This window comes from Petrotoga sp. DB-2, assembly GCF_054051725.1.
Genome location: NZ_JBSVZD010000017.1, coordinates 1 through 15,471, shown reverse-complemented (window position 1 = coordinate 15,471; position 15,471 = coordinate 1). Strand labels below are relative to the sequence as shown.

Sequence of the window (15,471 nt, the reverse complement as noted above, 5' to 3'; positions counted from 1 at the left end):
GTATAATAATAACAAGGAATACCCCTTGTTTTTGTAAGTTAAGAATCCAATTAGAAAAGGAGTGGTTTTTGTGAGGTTCAAAAAGTTTGGAAAGACAGATATGAACGTATCTGTTGTAGGATACGGAGCTTGGGAGTTAGGTGGAAATTGGGGACCTATTGAGAAGGAAAATGGTGTTAAAATATTGAACCTAGCCTACGATAATGGAGTTAATTTTTTTGATACCGCCCCTGCCTACGGTAGAGGTCAATCTGAAGAAATAGTTGGAGAATTTTTAAAAGGAAAAAAGAGAGAAGATCTTTACATTGCTACTAAATGTGGTTTGGAATGGGATCAAAGGGGAAGAATTAGAAATAATTTAAAAAAGGAAAGGGTATTGAAAGAAATAGATGATTCACTGAAAAGACTTAAATGTGATTATGTTGATTTATATCAAATTCATTGGCCGGATCCCAATACTTCATTAGAAGAAACTGCTGAGGCGTTGCAACAGATTTTAGATAGCAAAAAAGCTAGATACGTCGGTGTGTCTAACTTTAGCGCACAACAAGTAGAGACTTTGATAAAGTATGTGGATATTGTTTCCACCCAAAATTATTACAACTTATTGGTCAGAAACGTTGAAAAAGATCTGTTTCCAGTCGTTGATAAGTATGATTTAACGGTGATTCCATACAGCCCTCTTGCCAAAGGGTTGTTAACGGGAAAGATTTCCAAGGATTATGAACCACCGAAAAACGATCCTAGAGCAATGGATGAAATATTTAAGAATAAAGAGCTTTTTATCAAAAGTGTAGAAAAAGTTGAAGAATTAAAGATTTTAGCCAATAGAATTGGAAGACCTTTATCTCAAATGGCTATAAATTGGTTATTACATCACAAACAAGTATCAACAGTTATTGCCGGTTCAAAAGATGAGAAACACGTTTTGGAAAATATTGAAGCTGGAGATTGGGAGCTTAGCGATGACATTTATCTAAAGATCGAAAAAATAGTTGGTGAATAGGAGGTAATATATGGCCATTCTCTGTGCGGGTGAAATTCTCTTTGATTTTATATCGAAATCTCCAAACAAAGGACTTGGAGAAAGTGAGCTTTTTGAAAAGCGACCTGGAGGATCTCCTTTTAATGTGGCTGTAGGTCTTGCAAAGTTAGGTGCCGATGTTTCTTTTTTAACGAAGATAGCTCAGGATCAATTTGGTAAATTTCTTTTTGAGTACTTAAAAGAGAATGGAGTGAATACTGACTATTCTTTTACGGCTGAGGGGTTGAAAACTTGTTTGGCTTTTGCTGCAGTTGATGCTCAAGGAAAGGCTGAATATGAATTTTATAGAGATAATGCTGCAGACACTAGGTTAGAATTAAAAGACATAGCGAATTTGCAGTATGAAAAATTTAATATCTTTCATTTCGGTTCTATAGCTCTTATGGATGAACCTACATCGAGTACTTTGACTAGATTGTTTGACAATTTTATCTCTCGAGGTTTATTAACCTCTTTTGATCCTAACGTTAGAAAGTCTTTGTTGAAAAATAAGGAAAGTTACAACAATCTTGTGAAGAGTATAATTAAAGAAGTTGATATATTGAAGATGAGCGATGATGATCTGTTTTATATAACTGGAAAAAAAGATGTTGAAGAAGCTATTGGTACACTTTCCATCAGTAAAGGTTCTATTTTGTTTGTGACTTTAGGAAGTGAAGGTTCTTTGGTTTATAAAGATGGTATTATTGAAAGAGTTCCGGGTTATAAAGTAAAAGTTGTTGAAACTGTAGGTTGTGGAGATTCTTTCATGGCAGGCATTTTGTATAAGCTAAGGGATTTATCTAAGGAGGATTTTTACAGTATTTCCGTAGAAGAACTTGTCGACTATGCGAATTTTGCTAATAAGTGTGCAGCTGTTGTTGCTACGAAACAAGGTGCTGCGAATGCTATGCCAACTTTATCTGAAGTTAGACAATTTGAATTTTTATAAATTTGTTTTTATATTTAATTATGTGATAGTAGTGAAGATAGAGTAATGTTGATAGTTCAAAAGTTCTATTTTTCTTTTTTAATGAGAGTTTGTTTAGGTTCAAAAGTGGCAAAAATTTTGAACGTCGTTATCAACTAAGATGTTCAAAAAAAATTTTTAATGATTTTATCGAATGTTATGTTGATATCTTTGATTATCAACTTTGTTATCGACTAAGATATTGACAAATTTAGTGAAAAAGTACTTTTAAACATTAAAGGTTGAAAAGTACGTTGATAAAATTGTTGAAAACCAAGTTGTTATAGAATTCTTTTGATTAAAAACCTTTTGAACATTCAATTTCATAATTCAAGAAAATATTTCATAACTTTTTCAACTATCAACATCCGGGGTTAGTTATTGTCAATGAAAAGGGAGGGAGTTACAATGATTAAAGTAGGTCTTCTTGGTTGCGGTACGGTTGGAGGAGGCGTGTACAATATCCTCACAACTAAAAAGGAAGATATAGAAAGAAAACTAGGTGAGGAAATTCAAATCAAAAGGATCTTGGTGAATGAAAAGAATAAAAAAAGGAAGTACGATGTAGATGCTTCATTGCTTACTGAAGACTATAAAGAGATCGTAGAAGATCCTGAAATTCAGCTCGTGGTGGAGTTAATTGGTGGAGAAACCCCAACATTAGGGTATATTAAAGAAGCTATCAACCATCACAAAAATATTGTAACGGCCAATAAGTTAATATTAGCTAAGTATGGTAGAGAGATATTTCAACTAGCAAAGAACAATAATGTCAAGGTATATTATGAAGGAAGCGTGGGTGGTGGAATCCCAATAATTAAAACTCTGAAAGAGTCTATGATTGCAAATAAAATAGGAAGAATTTATGGGATTCTAAACGGGACTACGAATTATATTTTAACTCAAATGACTGAAAAATCCATTGATTTTGAAGATGCTTTAAAAAAGGCTCAAAGCCTAGGTTATGCGGAAAGTGATCCATATTTTGATGTAAGTGGTTTGGACTGTGCATATAAAATAAGTATTTTGTCTTCATTAGCCTTTGAGAGTTTTATAGATGTTAATTCAATCTATGTAGAAGGAATTGATAAGATAGAAAGGGAAGATATAGAAATAGCTGAGGAATTAGGATACACTATCAAATTATTGGCTATTGGAAAAAGGTACGAAGACAAGATGTTGGATATAAGGGTCCATCCAACTTTTATACCAAAGAGTAATCCGCTTTCAAAAATCAACGGTGTATACAACGTCGTACAGATTCACGGAGACGTTGTTGGAGATATAATGATTTACGGACAAGGTGCCGGAGAAATGCCAACCGCAAGCGCGGTTGTTGCAGATATTATGGAAGCTGCCAAAAGTATTAAATACCATATTGAAAACGAATACAGTATCGGAAGGTTAAACGGCTTGAAGTTAATTGGGACAGATGAGATTGAAAACTCTTTCTATATAAGATTGAGAGTGAATGACATACCCGGTGTTTTTGCAAAAATAGCCAAGGCTTTTGGAGATAACGAAGTTAGCATCGCTTCTGTAATTCAAAAACACAGACTTAATCCTGTTGTACCAATATTTTTACTTACGCATCCAATCGAAGAGAAAAAAATGAAAAAAGCAATCGATTCGTTGAAAGAATTAGATGATGTGATAGAAATAAAAAATATAATAAGGGTGGAGGATTTCAATGAGAAATTTTAGTTTTTGGTCGGGTATAATAAATGCTTATAAAGAATACATGCCCGTCGATGAGAAAACAGAAATAATTACTTTGCAAGAAGGGAACACTCCTTTGATATTTGCAGAAAAAATGAGTAATATTTGGGATATTGAGCTTTATCTAAAATATGATGGGGCTAATCCAACGGGATCTTTTAAAGACAGGGGAATGACGTTAGCCGTAACCAAAGCGGTTCAGAACGGTGATAAAGCCATAATCTGTGCTTCAACGGGTAACACATCTGCCTCCGCTGCGGCTTATGGAAGTAGGGCAGGATTAAAAACAGCGGTTATAATTCCTGAAGGGAAAATCGCCCTCGGAAAATTGTCTCAGGCTCTAATGCACGGGGCTATAGTTATACCGATAAAAGGTAATTTTGACGTTGCCTTAGAGATTACTAGAAAGATTGCCGACAATTACCCTATAACCCTTGTAAACTCACTTAATCCATACAGGATAGAGGGGCAAAAAAGTGCAGCTTTTGAGGTATGTGATCAATTAGGTGGTAAATCTCCTGATATATTGGCGATTCCAGTGGGGAATGCAGGAAACATCACAGCGTACTGGAAAGGTTTCAAAGAATACTTTAAAGATCACAAAACAGACAAGTTGCCCAAGATGATTGGTTTTGAAGCGGAAGGCTCGGCAGCTATTGTAAAAAATCAGGTCATAAAGGAACCGGAAACCGTTGCAACTGCCATAAGAATAGGGAATCCAGTTAATTGGGAGAAGGCTGTAGAAGCCGCAAAAGAATCCGGTGGGTTTATAAATTTTGTTACCGACGAGGAGATATTGAACACGTATAAAGAATTGGCATCACTCGAAGGTGTGTTTGCAGAACCTGCTTCTGCAGCTTCGGTAGCTGGTGTTAAAAAGATGCTCAAATTGGATAAGATAAAAAAAGGAAGTAAAATTGTTGCGGTACTCACGGGACATGGTTTAAAAGATCCCGATACTGCAATTAGTGTGATACCGAGGGTCAATCCAGTAGAACCAGAAATTGGTACCATATTGAAAATGATAGGACTGTAATCAGTGTTTTGCTGTTCTGTGCAAAAGAAGTTTTTAAACAAAATAAGGTTTTGGGGTTTTTAAGGGGTTTGCCCCTTAACGTCTGGTAAAGGGGCGCTATATGTAAAGTTTGGAGTTTCTAAAGATATTAAATTAGAGAGATGCAGGAGGAAAATACCCATGAAAAAAATAACTTTGTTAATTGTCTCTTTTTTCTTTACACTCTTGGTCTTTTCTATTACAGTCACTAATCCTTTAGGTCCAACCGTCATTCCGGTAACAGGGTTGATGGAAGATACGATAGAAGAAGAGGTAGAAATAAATGTAAGTCTTTGGAAGGATGCTAATGAAGCTGTAGCGTTATTGGTTTCCAATCAAGCAGATTTTGCCGTGCTTCCTATAACCGTAGGTGCAAATTTATACGCTCAAGGTTTAGAAATAATATTGTTAGGTGTTCACGAGTGGAAAGCATTTTATTTGGTAGGAAGTAGCAATGTTGATTTTGAAGATGTAAAAAGTTTAAAAGGTTATGAAATCTATTCTCCTCATGGTCGAGGTCAAACTGTAGACGTTTTGATGAGGTATCTTTTGGTGAGAAGTGGTTTGGTTCCAGATAAAGATGTAAAATTCAGCTACCTTCCTCCCCAGGAGATAGTTTCTCTGTTCAAAGCAGGTAAGGTAGAATATGCTGCTTTACCAGAACCGTTTGCCACATTAGCTATAACAGGGACTGAAGGAGAAATAATTTTAGACTTTCAAAATGAATGGAATAAAATCTCAGGTTCAAAGTATGGTCTTCCTATAGCAGGACTTTTTGTTAAAAAGGAGATTTTAGAAAAAGAACCTGATATCGTTTCAAAAGTTGAGAATGCGTTTTCTGAAAGTGTTGAGTGGGCTAATGCAAATTTAGATCAATCATTAAAAATAACCAACGAATACTTAACTATCCCCGTTCCAATACTTAAAGAAGCTATGAATAGATTGGTTTTTGAATACATTCATATTGTGGAATGTAAAGAAGAAGTAGATAACTTTTTAAATACGATGCATGAACTTTATCCGGAAGGGTTGCCTACTTTACCGACAGAAGGATTTTATTATCGATGAAAACTATTTTTGGAATTGTGTTGATCGTTTTACTTTGGTACTTTCTTTCTTTTGTCATAGGTTCATCTTTTGTGTTACCTTTTCCTCATGAAGTTTTAGGCAATTTAATAAATCAGCTAAGTACACCGAGGTTTTATGTGGCATTATGGAACACGGTATGGAAAACTTTAATTGTTTTGTTTCTTTCCTCTTTTATCGGAATAATTTTGGGGTTTTTAATGGGAATGAGCGATACGATATATGAAATTTTTAGGCCTATGCTGATGATGATACAAGCCATACCGGTGGTTTCTTGGCTTGCTTTTGTTGTATTTCTATGGGGGGTTGGATGGCGTGGCCCTATTTTAATAAGCACTATGGCCATTTTACCTAATACGGTTTTTACAACCGCTTCTGGGATTAAGAACATCGATAGAAAATTGCTTGAGATGGTACGGTTGTACAAAGTATCAAGGTCTAAAATATTTAGGCATGTATACTTAGCTTCGATCATTCCGTTTGTAATTGCAGCAATAGAAGTTTCGATAGGGAATGTATGGAAAGTTGTGTTAGTTACAGAGTTTCTAGTTGGTGGAAATGGTTTGGGGGTAGAACTTGCTTGGGCGAGACAGTATGTCGATGTTCCTAAGATCTATGCAATTACTATCATAGCTGTTGTATTAGGTATAGTTACAGAGCGTGTATTTAAAATTATTTCAAGAAGGATGTTAGAAAGATGGGAAATGTACTAAAAGTTGATAGTTTAACCAAAAGGTTTGGAGATCTTCTGGTTATAGATGGCTGGAGTCTTGATATGCAAGAAGGAGAAAAAATCGTTTTGTTGGGGCCGTCTGGTTGTGGAAAAACCACTTTTTTTAGGATCGTTTCAGGATTAGAAAGGCAAAGTGAAGGAGCAGTTGAGACCTTTGTTGATAAGATCGGTTACGTTTTCCAAGAACCTCGATTATTACCTTGGAGAACGATTTACGACAACCTAAAAATAGTTTTAGACGATGAAAAGAAAATTAAACAAATTATCGATATGATAGGTTTAGAAGGTTTTGAAAATCTTTTACCCTCTAAATTAAGTGGAGGTATGAAACAAAGGGTAAATATTGCCAGATCTTTATTAGTTGAACCACAGATTTTGCTTATGGATGAACCTTTCACATCTTTGGATCTAAATATTAAACTATCAATAATAAAAGATATAGAAAAGATGTGGAAGAAAAATTATTTTTCAATATTAATGGTCACCCATGACATAAAAGAGGCATTGATGCTGGGAAATAAAGTAGTTATTTTGTCGCAAAGACCTGCTAGAATATTAAATGTTTTTAATATAAATCTTTTGAAAGAAGAGAAAAATATTTATGATAAAAGATTTTTAGAGTTAGAAAGCCAGATTACAAAGTTTGTAATGAGCCAATCTGAAGATGTATTGGTTTAAAAGCATAAAGAGGTTTGGAGGTGAAGTTTATTCCAATTTACAAACATTCAGTTTTCATTGTCTCCACAGGTAGGACCGGCACTAAGTTCATAGGTAAAGTTCTTCCTTCTATGATCGATGATTGTTATTCTACTCATGAGCCCGCTGGAGTTTTTGTGACAGATAGGAACAAATGGAAGAAAGATATTAAAAAATATGGATTTTTAAGAATGACAATAGGTCAATTAACTCCAAAATATTCTATGTATAAACTTAGTAGCGACAGACGTGCGGGAAGGGTTAACGATGATAAGGCATTAAGGTATATAGAACAAATGCGAAAGTCCGTACTTAAAGATGTTATCACTGAGCTTTATGTTGAATCGAATAACCATCTACATGGAGTTGTAGACTTACTTGAGAAAGTATTTCCAAACAGCAAGGTTGTATTTGTTATTAGAGATCCCCGAACATGGATCAGATCTGTAATGAGTACAAAGGCATCCCTACTGTATAGTAAAATAGATTTTCCTTTTTTAAATATAAGCATGAAGGCAACTGATTTCAAAGATGATCCTTACGCACAAAAATGGAAAAATATGTCGAAATTTGAAAAACTCTGCTGGTATTATAACAAACTTAATTCTTTTATTCTCGAAAAAATGAGCAGCAAAGCAAATTTTAAAGTTTTTAGATATGAAGATCTCTTGATAAATCAGGATAGAGAAAAGTATTTCAAAGATTTTTTGGATTTTATTACCAATTTTGAAGACGGTTTTTCAAAGAATTATGAGTTCAAACCACAACTATTGAATAGAAAAATTAACTCCAGTTCCAAAAACTACGTTATCCCCCATTGGAAAGAGTGGAAAAATAAGGAAGCAGTTATTGTGGAAAAACATTGTGGACAATTGATGAAAAAGTTTAATTATGGTCAAGAATCAGAATGGCGCGAAAAGGTGGAGAAAGGATACAGGTTTGAAATTGCATGAAAAAATCAATTTGTATAAAAATATTTCGTTATTAAATCACGGAAATTTTTGCTTTCTAATGCTTTTTTAGCCAATTGATCTGCCAATGTATTGTAATGATCTCCTGAGTGCCCCCTTACCCAATTGAATTGTATTGTTAAAAATTTACTAAAATAATCATAGCAATTTTTATAAGCTATGGTTATTTTTTTATTCGTTTTCCATTCTCCAGTACACCATTTCTCTAATCCGATGTAATCATGATTTATTATTATCTTTTCGTAACCTTTTTCTTTAGCGTATTCCATTGCGCAGATGGATGCACTTATTTCTCCGGCAACATTTCTGCTAGAGGAGTATTCTGGGTTATTACCAGAAAAGAAGAGATGTTTTTCTTCATCATCTAGAAATACTATGCCGCTACCGTATATTTTTGTTTCCACGTCATAACTTCCATCGACATAGGCGATGAGAGTTTTATTCTCACTTGCTGTCTTTTTTGTAATTGTCGTATACCCCTTTTTTGAGATTTTCTGTTACTTTTTTCATTTCTATGTCTTCCTGTTTTAGCTCTTTGATTAGTTCTTCGACTGTCCACTGAGAACTTGTTGGAGTAATGGAAGCAAAAATTATATTTTCAGGTAAGTTTTCCATATTTTTTATCGTTTTCATTATTCTGAGTATCTGTTCTTTAGACATACCGTTAATTATAATTGTGGGAATGTTTTTAATATCTTCATACATGGGAATAGCCTCCTAAGTTGTGTTAGCGCCCCTTCGCCCCGCTCAATAAGAAAAGAGTAATCTTATATTGTTTATCGTTAGAAAAGATTTTAGAATATTTTCGTCAATTATTGTATCTTCTATTTCCTTTGTATTACCTTTTTTAGATTGCACTTTATCTAATAATAAAAATATTTTACTTTTATACGCCTTCAAAGAGAAATCTTCTATGTTTATTCCTTGGTCAACGTGCTTTGTTGTAGTCAACGTTTCTATTTTATCAAATATTTCTTTGTTGATTTCTTTCAAATCTTTAAGTTTTGTTTCTTCTTCCATACAGAATTTCTTTTGAAGTTCTACGGGGAGAAATGAAAAGTCAATTAAATCTTTATCAAATTTGTTGTTTAAATCTTGTCTTAAGTGATTTTTGTTTTCTTCAGAGATAGGTATCTTGTTAATTTGTTCTTCGTATTTTTCTTTTACTTTGTTTATTTCTTTAGGAGAAAGACTAACCAAAAATCTATCGTAATAACTTATTTCTTGTATATTTTTGAAATCTTCTATCACATCTAATTTTCTGGTTAAAAAGTTTTTTTCGTTGAATTTGGATTCTAAATATATCATTCCAAATCCTTCTAATACTGAAGAAGAAAAGAAAAGATCAGAAATATTCAGTATATATGGAAAAAGTGAAGGATCTTTTGCTGAAATAGCCCAAGCTCCTTTAACTTTTTCAGATTCAAAGGTTTCTTTTACAACTTTTTCATAAGGCCTTTCTTTATCAGAATTAGCTGGTAATGTGACAAGAAGATTACTCTTTCCATACAAACGATTTATAAGTACCGCTTCTAAGATATTCTTTCTTCTTATCGTCCTTGTAGGATACAAAATGTTTTTATTTGTGGGATCAACGTTATATCCCAATTTCTTTAGTTTATTTATGACTTCATCTTTGTCAATGTCTTTTATTTTATCTTTATTTTTAGCAAATTCAACAGCGTTTGGAAGATAAAAAGTATTTTCTGAAGGTATACCACTTTTTATAAGCCTATTGTAATCGGATAGATTGATAGTTGCATACTGTATATTCTCTCTTATTGGGTATAGGGAAGAATTTATGAATTTTCTTATAAAAGAATAGTTTTCCCATCTTGCACATTCAGGAAAGTCGTGAATTTGAATAATTGTGGGTACATTTTTTGTTGTGATAAATTCTTTAAATGCTTGTGTGAATGCAGGATTTTTGCCTAAATTATAGTTGTGGGCCCAATATATAGCCCTTTCATCGTGATAATTGTTCAATTTGTTTTTTATAGATTCTTTGAGTTCAAGAAAAGTTTTATAATCGGTGCTGTCATAATATATGTATCCGAGCTCTGGGAAATCAATAAAATCAACATTTTTGTAAGATAAGACCTCTTCTATCCCATCTATCCCCATTTTTTTTGAACCAAAGAGAGTAATTTTGTATTCGTCTTTTAGAGATTTTACAATATTTCTAACAACGGTAGAAACTCCACCTTTTATGTAATGATAGTGGAAGATGTAAAGGTTGTTCATACCTTCTCCCCTTTTGAAAACTTTTCTTTGTACTCTGGGATGGTGATGATAGGAGGTCTTTCAACACTTAGTATCTCCGTTGGAACTAATATCTTCTCATTTTCTTTTTTTTGAATCATTAGGTGTTTATCGTTCAATTCGGTTTTTAAATCTAATTTTCCATATTTTTCCAATCTTTTTAATACTACCTTTGTGAGTTCAAAAGCCATTTTACTCAGTGAGTGTAAAGGTTGGTTGTCGTGTATTCGAAGTTCAAGGTCCACTTGAGCTATTATCTCGGTGCCAAATTTTTCAGCTATGTCAATGAGATGAGCAATTTCCACACCGTATCCCACAAAAAACGGTAGTTTTTCTAAAATTTCCCTTCTTCCTGCATATTCACCACTTAACGGTTGAATTATCGTTGATAACTCCGGGTAAAACAAAGAAAATAAAGGCCTTGCAACCAATTCGGTAACCCTTCCTCCACCCGTTGGTTGCATTGCTGATTTCCCAACAATGGGTCTATCATAAAAGGCTTTGACGTAGCCTATTTCTGGATAATTCAACAAAGCACCAACTAAACCGTATACGAATTTTGGATGTATGTTCTCTATGTCTGAATCCACCCATACGATTATATCACCATTAAGTGCGTATAAACTTTTCCATAAATTTTCCCCTTTTCCTTTGTAAAAACCGTATTCGGGTAAAATATCACTGGAGTAAAAAACTTTTGCACCGTACTCTTTTGCTATAGAAACTGTTTCATCCTCTGAGCCAGAGTCAATTACAGCGATTTCATCCAATAATGGATATTTTTCCATAAGTTCTGTTTTCATAATGATTATCTCTTTACCAATTGTTTTTTCTTCGTTTAAAGAAGGAAAGGCAAGGGATATTTTTACATCTTGTTTTTCTTTTAATTTAACAAGCTCTTTAATGTTTTCAAACTTTGAATGGTGAAAAGAACGTTTTAAAATATTGTCCTTCATCTTTTATCTTCCTTTCTGTTTAATCTTTTTCTTCTCCTATAATGTCCTGATCTATCTCTTCTTCAGCAAAGTTTTCTGTTGTTACATTATCAACTACCATCAAAATTTGATTCAGACCTTTCATTACACCATCTCTTTCAAAATATTCTGTGCCATCTAATATTTCACCTTTCGCTATACCTAGGGAAACTGCTGGAATACCTGATTTAATTATCAATGCTTCATCTTTGTCTAAAGCAACCAATTTGGTTTTGATGTTTAAATGACTGTGAACCTCTCTGATCTGTTCGATCAAGGGATGGTCTTTTGGTATGAAAGTGGTCGGAATGTATGAAAGTAGATTCAATTTTATCTTTAAATTGTATCTTTCAGCCAATTCCGTGACGGTGGATCTTAAATTTTCACTTATAGTTTCTAAATCTTGGTCTCCTTCGCTCTTTATCTCCATTATCACTTCAGTGTTGTCCTCAAATCTGTCAAGTTTTAAGATGCTTACAGACGTGCCTTCCATATCTGCATTTTCTTTCAGATTAGAAGTTATTCTGTACAATATTTCTAGGGTTGATGGAGTTTTAGAAGTTTTGTGTATTGAATCTCGGGAATAAAATTTTAATTTGTAGACATATTTTCCCAAAGAACGATGACCGAGATCTCCTAAATTGATACCATTGACTTTAATGGCATAGTCCAAACTTTTGATATTTTCTTGTAAAAACTGTCCTAAACTCAAAAATTTGTTTTTTCTTGCCTGGTTAAGAAAGAGGAAAAATACGTTCTTTCTTAAGTCTACATTTTCTGAGTGTAAGAACTTTATCATAGTTAAGAGAGCTGCTACTTTAAGTGAAGACGAAACGATTTTTAAACCTTCTATTTTTCCTTTTAATACCCTGGCAAATCTTTCAACAAGTGGATCGTGTATCTCATCTATAGTTGTGAAAACAAGTGCCGTAGGAGATGTATCGTCGTTAACAAACGAGACATATACGTTCCCTTCATCATCTTCCTTAATATTGGGTAGATTCATTTCTCTCAATCTGTTTATTATAAAATTTTTTTGCTCGTCGAAGTTTTTTAAAGGAAGCTGATTGTAAAGTATCGTATTAGATAACAGTTCATCCTCATATTTTTCCAGTTTCCATAAAGCATCTTCTAATCTAAGCATTTAGATTCCTCCTTTCTGCCTTTTTAACAAGTAACAAAAACAAGGACCTTTCGAAAAAGGTTTGATAATTAGTTTTGTTTAATTCATCAGTATTAGAAATATAGGTGAATATAGTATGGGCGGCAAAGATATGAATAGTAGTTTAAATAAGAAGAAAACATTTGTTAGTCTTTCTATTAAACATTATAACATATTTTATAGGAATTTGTCAAAACCTGCCAAAAAAGGTAAGAATATAATTTATCAAAACGACAATTATCAAAGAAGGAAGGAAATTTCCTACTTTTATATCTTTTATCTCCAAAAGTCTTATTCCAATGGCAATTATCATCGCCCCGCCAACGGCTGTAAAATCATTCAAATAATAAGGATTTGAAAGGAAAGAAAGCATTCCCGCCAAACTAACTATCAAACCTTGAATCAAAAATACACTCACAGCAGAGAAGGTAACCCCCACACCATAAACCGAGGCCAAGACCATAGAAGAAATTCCATCCAGAACAGATTTTAAGAAAATAACAGAGTTATCTCCTGAAAGACCGGCATTTAGACATCCGATTATCGTCATAGGGCCTATAACAAAAAGAACGGTGGCGGTAATAAATCCTCTTACAAAAGGTGTTTCTCCCTGTGATCTTTCAACGATGTTTGCCAATTTTCCTAGACCGTTTTCAATTCTCAATAACTCTCCAATTACTCCTCCCAGTGCCAAAGATACCAAAACCACGATCAAATTGCTTGCATCTAACCCCATCCCTATTCCGATCAAAAAAGTAGTCAGACCAACACTTTGAAATAAAATAAGTCTCAAGTTATCTGGCAATTTATTCCCAATAAATGTTCCCAATGTACCCCCAATTAAAACGGCTAAAGTGTTTACAATGACAGCGATGTTGAACACTTTTAATTCCCCTCCCTTTTTGCGGCATTGAATCCATTAAAAGTTTTTTAATAATTATACCAAACAAACAATCATATGGTTAATTACAAATAACTTACAAAGATAAAGAAATTTTAAGATTTTGCTTTCTAATTGCATTTATTTTGCTCTAAACTCTTACAATCGTCCATAATCGTTCTTATTCGGGTTTGTGGAAATGTTTCCATTAGTGTTATAATTGAATGAAAACATTTCCATTTATGACAATTATCTTTAACAGGAAGGAGTTTTAGTTTTGGTAAATAAAAGAAAAGTTTTTGTTGGTATACTAATATTTCTGTTGATTAGTGTACTCTTTGGATGCAGTGGTACTTTTCTTAAACTTCCACTTGATCAAAAGATCCCCTCGCCGCAGAACGAAACAATTCTTCAAGCCTTTTACTGGGAGATGGCAAGAGGTGATTACTTAGTGGGTCATCCTGAAGAAGAAGATTTATGGGTCCTGTTGGAAGAGAGAGCTTCTGAGCTATCTGAAAAAGGTTTTACAGCGGTTTGGTTACCCCCTGCAAACAAAGGTATGCATGGAGAAGATGATGTAGGGTATGGAACATACGACCTTTGGGATTTGGGAGAATTTTATCAAAAAGGTACGAAACGCACAAAGTATGGGACAAAAGAAGAGTTAGAAGATGCAATTTCTTCACTTCATTCAAACAACATAAAGGTTTATTACGATGCGGTATTGAATCATAGGATGGGTGCCGATGGGACCGAAGAGGTTAAGTTGAGTGAAAGTAGCCCTGACAAACCAGGCGGAACTATACAAGCATGGACGGTTTTTAACTTCCCAGGCAGAAACGGTAAATACAGTGATTTTACTTGGAATTGGCAATCTTTTGATGGAGTTGATTGGGACGAAAAAACCAAGACAAAAGGCAAGTATTTGTTTGAAGGCAAAAATTGGGATTATACATTTTATTTGAATGATGATTACTTGATGGGAGCAGACGTTGATTATGAAAATGTTGCTGTGAAAGAAGATGTTACTAATTGGGGGAAGTGGATTGTAAACGATATAAACTTTGATGGATTTCGCTTAGATGCTGTAAAGCATGTTGATTATAGGTTTGTTAATGAATGGATAAACGATGTACAAGACAGTTCAACGAAAGATTTGTTTTATGTCGGGGAAGCATGGATAGAAAATACAAACGAATTAGCTAGGTTTCTTGACACTGTAGATAATGAGAGTTTGAAAGTATTCGACTTTCCTTTGAGAACCTTTTTTGAAGATATGATCGATGGCGCAGATTTAAAAAATCTAAAATTTGTCGGATTGGTGAACAAAGATGGGTATGAGGATAGGGCGGTTACTTTCATTGATAACCACGATACTAATAGAGACGAAGACAATAAGCCTGGAATCTACAGAAGAAAGTATCAAGCTTATGCCTATATTTTAACCAGAGAGTACGGAACACCGGTTGTTTTTTGGAAAGATTACTACATATATGGAATGAAAGAAGGAATAGACAAACTATTAGAAGTAAGAAGAGATTACGCATATGGGCGAGGGTATGAAGTTGATAACAACGATGAAGATGTGTACGGCTATGTAAGAGAAGGGCTACCAGAGGTGGAAAAAGACGGGCTTGTTTTATTGATTTCAGATGGAGAAACAAATGAAGTGAGAACCAAACGTATTAATTCACGCCAGCCTAACTCAACATTCTACGATTATACAGGTCATATACAAGGTACAGTAACAACTGATGAAAATGGGTACGGGGATTTCAAAGTTATAATGAGTGAAAATGAAGGTTGGTCAGTATGGGTACCTCTTTGATTAAAAGGAAAAAATCAAATACCAAAATCTTAAAAAGCTAATCGGTGATATGTCAAGAGGTAAAAATCAAAAAAATTGTTAAAAATTAGCGTAACTGACAATGCCCATACTT

At 33.9% G+C, this 15,471-nt stretch carries 15 protein-coding genes; 9 read left to right on the top strand and 6 right to left on the bottom strand.

Annotation, left to right across the window (positions count from 1 at the left end; translation table 11 throughout):
* The first annotated feature begins 70 nt into the window (after positions 1 to 70).
* The 8 genes from ACW9JY_RS06795 to ACW9JY_RS06760 all read left to right on the top strand — a co-directional run bounded on the left by ACW9JY_RS06795 (position 71) and on the right by ACW9JY_RS06760 (position 8,235).
* Complete coding sequence (locus tag ACW9JY_RS06795; RefSeq protein WP_457283797.1) at positions 71 to 1,006, top strand: aldo/keto reductase; 936 nt, start codon at positions 71 to 73, stop codon at positions 1,004 to 1,006.
* Positions 1,007 to 1,016: 10 nt separating this feature from the next.
* On the top strand, positions 1,017 to 1,976 hold the full coding sequence (locus tag ACW9JY_RS06790; protein ID WP_457283796.1) for a carbohydrate kinase family protein: 960 nt from the start codon (positions 1,017 to 1,019) through the stop codon (positions 1,974 to 1,976).
* 426 nt (positions 1,977 to 2,402) lie between these two features.
* Positions 2,403 to 3,698, top strand: coding sequence for a homoserine dehydrogenase (locus ACW9JY_RS06785; RefSeq protein ID WP_457283795.1), 1,296 nt, complete (start codon positions 2,403 to 2,405; stop codon positions 3,696 to 3,698).
* The gene (gene thrC / locus ACW9JY_RS06780) at positions 3,685 to 4,749 is read left to right on the top strand and encodes a threonine synthase (protein ID WP_457283794.1); all 1,065 of its coding nucleotides are present in this window, start codon (positions 3,685 to 3,687) and stop codon (positions 4,747 to 4,749) included. Before ACW9JY_RS06785 ends, thrC begins: the two co-directional genes overlap by 14 nt.
* A gap of 159 nt (positions 4,750 to 4,908) precedes the next feature.
* Positions 4,909 to 5,835 (top strand): ABC transporter substrate-binding protein, encoded by a 927-nt coding sequence (locus tag ACW9JY_RS06775; protein WP_457283793.1) that lies wholly within the window; start codon positions 4,909 to 4,911, stop codon positions 5,833 to 5,835.
* Positions 5,832 to 6,566, top strand: a complete 735-nt coding sequence (locus ACW9JY_RS06770; protein WP_457283792.1) for an ABC transporter permease — start codon at positions 5,832 to 5,834, stop codon at positions 6,564 to 6,566. The genes ACW9JY_RS06775 and ACW9JY_RS06770 overlap by 4 nt, the downstream gene beginning before the upstream one ends.
* Complete coding sequence (locus ACW9JY_RS06765; protein WP_457283791.1) at positions 6,551 to 7,264, top strand: ABC transporter ATP-binding protein; 714 nt, start codon at positions 6,551 to 6,553, stop codon at positions 7,262 to 7,264. The genes ACW9JY_RS06770 and ACW9JY_RS06765 overlap by 16 nt, the downstream gene beginning before the upstream one ends.
* A gap of 20 nt (positions 7,265 to 7,284) precedes the next feature.
* Entirely contained in the window at positions 7,285 to 8,235 is a 951-nt protein-coding gene (locus tag ACW9JY_RS06760) for a sulfotransferase (protein WP_457283790.1), read from the top strand.
* 5 nt (positions 8,236 to 8,240) lie between these two features.
* Here ACW9JY_RS06760 and ACW9JY_RS06755 read toward each other — a convergent pair whose 3' ends face one another.
* The 6 genes from ACW9JY_RS06755 to ACW9JY_RS06730 form a co-directional block, all read right to left on the bottom strand.
* Entirely contained in the window at positions 8,241 to 8,684 is a 444-nt protein-coding gene (locus ACW9JY_RS06755; RefSeq protein ID WP_457283820.1) for a reverse transcriptase-like protein, read from the bottom strand.
* Positions 8,685 to 8,697: 13 nt separating this feature from the next.
* Positions 8,698 to 8,958 carry a DUF3783 domain-containing protein gene (locus ACW9JY_RS06750; RefSeq protein WP_103077665.1) on the bottom strand — a complete coding sequence of 87 codons (261 nt, stop codon included), beginning with the start codon at positions 8,956 to 8,958 and terminating at the stop codon, positions 8,698 to 8,700.
* 42 nt (positions 8,959 to 9,000) lie between these two features.
* Positions 9,001 to 10,497, bottom strand: coding sequence for a hypothetical protein (locus tag ACW9JY_RS06745; protein ID WP_457283789.1), 1,497 nt, complete (start codon positions 10,495 to 10,497; stop codon positions 9,001 to 9,003).
* Complete coding sequence (locus tag ACW9JY_RS06740) at positions 10,494 to 11,471, bottom strand: glucosyl-3-phosphoglycerate synthase (RefSeq protein WP_103077663.1); 978 nt, start codon at positions 11,469 to 11,471, stop codon at positions 10,494 to 10,496. Before ACW9JY_RS06740 ends, ACW9JY_RS06745 begins: the two co-directional genes overlap by 4 nt.
* Before the next feature lie 19 nt (positions 11,472 to 11,490).
* On the bottom strand, positions 11,491 to 12,633 hold the full coding sequence (locus tag ACW9JY_RS06735; protein ID WP_103077662.1) for a hypothetical protein: 1,143 nt from the start codon (positions 12,631 to 12,633) through the stop codon (positions 11,491 to 11,493).
* A 208-nt stretch (positions 12,634 to 12,841) separates the two neighbouring features.
* Positions 12,842 to 13,534, bottom strand: coding sequence for a DUF554 domain-containing protein (locus tag ACW9JY_RS06730; RefSeq protein ID WP_457283788.1), 693 nt, complete (start codon positions 13,532 to 13,534; stop codon positions 12,842 to 12,844).
* A 274-nt stretch (positions 13,535 to 13,808) separates the two neighbouring features.
* On the opposite strand from ACW9JY_RS06730, the gene ACW9JY_RS06725 reads away from it, so the two are divergent.
* Positions 13,809 to 15,359: an alpha-amylase gene (locus ACW9JY_RS06725; RefSeq protein ID WP_457283787.1), complete on the top strand. Its 1,551-nt coding sequence runs from the start codon at positions 13,809 to 13,811 to the stop codon at positions 15,357 to 15,359.
* Positions 15,360 to 15,471 lie beyond the last annotated feature (112 nt).

Bases quoted from the DNA above. Each gene is read 5' to 3' on its own strand.
- ACW9JY_RS06735 (WP_103077662.1), bottom strand. From the start codon at position 12,633: ATGCTTAGATTAGAAGATGCTTTATGGAAACTGGAAAAATATGAGGAT.
- ACW9JY_RS06790 (WP_457283796.1), top strand. From the start codon at position 1,017: ATGGCCATTCTCTGTGCGGGTGAAATTCTCTTTGATTTTATATCGAAA.
- ACW9JY_RS06745 (WP_457283789.1), bottom strand. From the start codon at position 10,497: ATGAACAACCTTTACATCTTCCACTATCATTACATAAAAGGTGGAGTT.
- ACW9JY_RS06765 (WP_457283791.1), top strand. From the start codon at position 6,551: ATGGGAAATGTACTAAAAGTTGATAGTTTAACCAAAAGGTTTGGAGAT.
- thrC (WP_457283794.1), top strand. From the start codon at position 3,685: ATGAGAAATTTTAGTTTTTGGTCGGGTATAATAAATGCTTATAAAGAA.
- ACW9JY_RS06740 (WP_103077663.1), bottom strand. From the start codon at position 11,471: ATGAAGGACAATATTTTAAAACGTTCTTTTCACCATTCAAAGTTTGAA.
- ACW9JY_RS06775 (WP_457283793.1), top strand. From the start codon at position 4,909: ATGAAAAAAATAACTTTGTTAATTGTCTCTTTTTTCTTTACACTCTTG.
- ACW9JY_RS06750 (WP_103077665.1), bottom strand. From the start codon at position 8,958: ATGTATGAAGATATTAAAAACATTCCCACAATTATAATTAACGGTATG.
- ACW9JY_RS06785 (WP_457283795.1), top strand. From the start codon at position 2,403: ATGATTAAAGTAGGTCTTCTTGGTTGCGGTACGGTTGGAGGAGGCGTG.
- ACW9JY_RS06770 (WP_457283792.1), top strand. From the start codon at position 5,832: ATGAAAACTATTTTTGGAATTGTGTTGATCGTTTTACTTTGGTACTTT.